This is a genomic window from Chromobacterium vaccinii, from assembly GCF_000971335.1.
GTDB lineage: Bacteria > Pseudomonadota > Gammaproteobacteria > Burkholderiales > Chromobacteriaceae > Chromobacterium > Chromobacterium vaccinii.
This window is the reverse complement of the sequence record NZ_JZJL01000106.1, coordinates 1-3712: the sequence shown is the minus strand read 5'-3', so window position 1 is coordinate 3712 and position 3712 is coordinate 1. Positions and strand designations below refer to the sequence as shown.

Annotated in this window: 3 protein-coding genes; 1 reads left to right on the top strand and 2 read right to left on the bottom strand. The window is 64.5% G+C overall.

The genetic code is table 11. The features are described from left to right. Positions 1–248 (bottom strand): inositol monophosphatase family protein (locus VL52_RS22700; protein WP_046159174.1); only part of this gene is annotated, 248 nt, incomplete at its 3' end. 64 nt (positions 249–312) lie between these two features. Then, on the bottom strand, positions 313–2451 hold the full coding sequence (locus VL52_RS22695; protein ID WP_046159173.1) for a putative bifunctional diguanylate cyclase/phosphodiesterase: 2139 nt from the start codon (positions 2449–2451) through the stop codon (positions 313–315). A 116-nt stretch (positions 2452–2567) separates the two neighbouring features. On the opposite strand from VL52_RS22695, the gene VL52_RS22690 reads away from it, so the two are divergent. Continuing rightward, the coding region (locus VL52_RS22690) for an MCP four helix bundle domain-containing protein (protein WP_200896090.1) at positions 2568–3712 on the top strand (1145 nt) is incomplete at its 3' end.

Below are 3712 nucleotides of genomic sequence, written 5' to 3'. Positions count from 1 at the left end.
CCGTCCAGCGGGTCGACGATCCAGACCCTGCGCTCGCCCAGGCGGGCGGGATCCGGCGCGGATTCTTCGGACAAAATGCCGTCGTCCGGGCGCGCCGCGCGCAGCAGCTCAAGGATCAAGGCGTTGGATTCGGCGTCGCCGCGCGCGCCCAGCGCCTTGCCGCCCTCCGGGTGGCGGCGGCGCAGGTCCAGCAGCAATCGGGCTGCTGCGGCGGCGGCGTGGGCGGCGAGTTGATGGTCGTCCGGCATGAGTGGCTCCTGGCGTTGATGCCGGAGTGATACACCGTATCGGCGGACGCGGCAATGGCCGGTGTCAGAAGTATTCCACGCCGGGCTGGGGCTTGGCGTCGGCCTGGCGCAGGATGAAGTCCTCCACCTCTGCGGCCGGCAGCGGTTTGCACAGCAGGTAGCCCTGCACCACATCGACATGGATGCTGGTCAGGAAAGTCAGCTGCTGCTGGGTTTCCACGCCTTCGGCCACCACCTGCAGGCCCATGCGGTGGGCGAGGTAGGCGATGGTGTCGCACAGCGCGCTGCCTTTTTCGTCATTGTTGATGTTGCGGATGAAGGACTGGTCTATCTTCAGCGTGTCCACCGGGAAGCGGGTCAGGTAGGCCAGGGCGGAATGGCCGGTGCCGAAGTCGTCTATCGAGCTGTGTATGCCCATCGCGCGGAATTGCTCCATCATGGTGATGGACTGCTGCGGCGACAGCATGGTGCAGGATTCGGTGATTTCCAGCTCCAGGTGGCGGGCCGCCACGCCGGTTTCCTTCAGCACGTCGGCGACGAATTCCGGCAATTCGTGGTCAGTGAATTGCGCGACGCTCAGGTTCACCGCCATCCGCAGCTCGGCGCCGCCCTTGTCCTGCCACACTTTCAGCTGGCGGCAGGCTTCGCGCAGCACCCAGCGCCCCAGCGGCAGGATCAGGCCCGACTGTTCTGCGATGGGGATGAACTGCATCGGCGAGATCATGCCTTTCTTCGGATGCTGCCAGCGCACCAGCGCCTCGACGCCCACCGCGCGGCCGGTGGACAGCTCGACCTGCGGCTGGTAGTGCAGCACCAGCTCGCCATGGTCTATCGCATGGCGCAGCGATTTTTCCAGTTCGACGCGCTCCCGCATCTGGCGGCCCAGTTCTTCTTCATAGACCTGGATCCTGCGGGTGCCGCGCTGCTTGGCCTGGTACAGGGCCATGTCGGCGCGGGTCAGCAGCTCCTGTCCGTCGGCGCCGTGCGCCGGACCCAGGCTGACGCCTACGCTGGCGGTCAGGCTGAGCATCATTTCGTCCACCGGGAATGGTTCGCTGATCGCATCCAGCACCCGTCCGGCGATGGATTCCGCCTCGGCGGCGTCCGCCACGCTGGCGAGGATGGCCGCGAATTCTATGCCGCCCAGCCGGGCGGCGTGGCCTCGCGTTCCCAGTACTTTTTGCAAGCGCTGCGCGACATGGCGCAGCAGCAGATCGCCGATGCGGTGGCCGTACACGTCGTTGATGAATTTGAAGTCGCCCAGATCCACCAGCAGCACGGCGAAAGGCAGGCGCTCCTCGGCCGTGGAGAACAGCACATTCAACTGTTCCCTAAGGCCGCTTTCATTGTGCAGGCCGGTCAGGGTATCGAAATAGGCGAGGCGGTTGATTTTTTCCTGGGCGGCCACGCGCAAGGAAATGTCGATATAGCTGACGCGGAGCAGGTGGCCGGTTTCGCTGGGCAGCTTGCTCAGTCGGACTTCGCAGGGAATGGTGCTGCCGTCGGGGCGCTGCAGGATGCGCTCGAACGGCGCGATCTCGCCTTGCTGCGCCCGCTCGGCGTGAATGTTGACGCTTTCCGCGACGGGCAGGCCGTCGGGCTGTTCCGCCGCGTACAGCGAGGTTGGACTGGTGCCGACCAGCTCCTGCAGCGTGCGTCCGGTCAATTTCTCCGCTTGCCGGTTGGCGTCGACGAAGCGGCCGCTGTCCAGGTTGTACACCAGGATGGCTTCCGGCGCCTGTTCGATCAGCGCGCGGAAGCGCTGTTCGCTCAGCCGCAACGACTCGGTCTTTTCTTCCACCAGCTTGCTCAGCCGCTTCTTCAGTCGGGCCAGATCGAGGTGGGTGTTGACGCGCGCCAACAGCTCGCTGCGCTCGAAGGGCTTGATGATGAAGTCGACCGCGCCGGCGGCGAAGCCGTCGACCTTGGTCTGCGAGTCGCTGACCGAACTGAGGAACAGAATGGGAATGTCGCGGGTGCGCGGACTCTGCTTGAGCTCGCGGCACACGGCTAGGCCGTCCATGTCCGGCATGCTGAAGTCCAGCAGGATCAGGTCCGGCGGATGTTTTTGCGCCAGATCCAGCGCCTCGGCCCCGCTCTGGGCGGAACTGACCTGATAACCCTGAGTGGACAGCAGGGCCACCAGCATCATCAGCGCGGTCATGGTGTCGTCGACAACCAGAATGTCACCGGGCACCGGCATTCGGTTTCTCCCGCAAATAATTCCACCTCATCCAGTCTAGTCGTTTTCAAATCCATTAGTAGTATTGCTGATTGTCTACACTGCAACATCAGAAGGGCGGCTATCGGGAGAGCGGAGTGAAGCTTACTGTCGGCAAGAACATGGCATTGCTGGTGTTGGCGGCGCTGTTGGGCCTGGCGCTGTTGACCGGTCTGGAGCAATACCTGATGGAGAGGGTTTATGACGGCGCCAACTTCGGCAACGTCAACGCGGTGCCCAGCCTCAAGGTGTTGGGCGGCCTGCGCCGCGCCTTCCAGGAGAGCAGCACGCAGGCGGGGCGGCTTGACTACGACGCGGACAAGGGCGAGCGGCTCAAGATAGAAAAGAAGGTTCAGGAAGCGCGCGACGCGGTCAGCAATGCCATCCGGGCCTATGAGATCGACGGCTGCGCCGGCGGCAACTGCTTCGCCGACGAAACAGACAAGTCGTGGCTGGAGAGGGAAAAGCCGGTCTGGCAGCGCTATCAGGCCAGTCTGGACAAGGTGCTGCAGGCTGGCGGCAACGGCGAGCAGGGCGCGGCCAAGGCTCACCAGCTGCTGCTGGCGCTGGATCCGATCTCCGACCAGATGCTGGAATTGATCGATAAGCATATCGATTACAATATGCAGATCGCCAAGAAATTTTCCGATGAGGCGGTCGTCATCAAGCGCAACGCCATCGCGCTGACGCTGGTGATCTGCGCGGTGATGCTGGTGGCCATCGCGCTGATCGGTTACTGGACCAGCCGCTCCATCCTGGGGCAACTGGGCGGCGAGCCGTCCGAGGCGGCAGGCATCGCGGCGCGGCTGGCGGAGGGCGACCTGGCGAGCGACATCCTCTTGCGGCCCGGCGACGACAGCAGCCTGATGGCCCGGCTGCAAAGCCTGATCGCGTCGCTGGAAGGGCTGGCCAGCCGGGCTTACGCCATCGGCCAGGGCGATCTTAGCCAGGAAGTGAAGCTGGCGTCGGACAAGGACAGGTTGGGCATCGCCATCAACGAGATGATACGGATGCTGCGCGGCGCCCGCGCCGAGGACGAGCGGCGCAACTGGCTGAAGGACGGCTATAGCCAGATATCCGCCGCGCTGACCGGGGACCTGGCCACCGAGCAGCTGGCGGACGCCGCCATCGGCCTGATCGGCCGCTATCTCGACGCCGGGCGCGGCGTGTTCTACCTGTACCGCGAGGACGAGCTGCGGCTGGATCTGGTCGGCAGCTATATGTACACCGAGCGCAACAACCT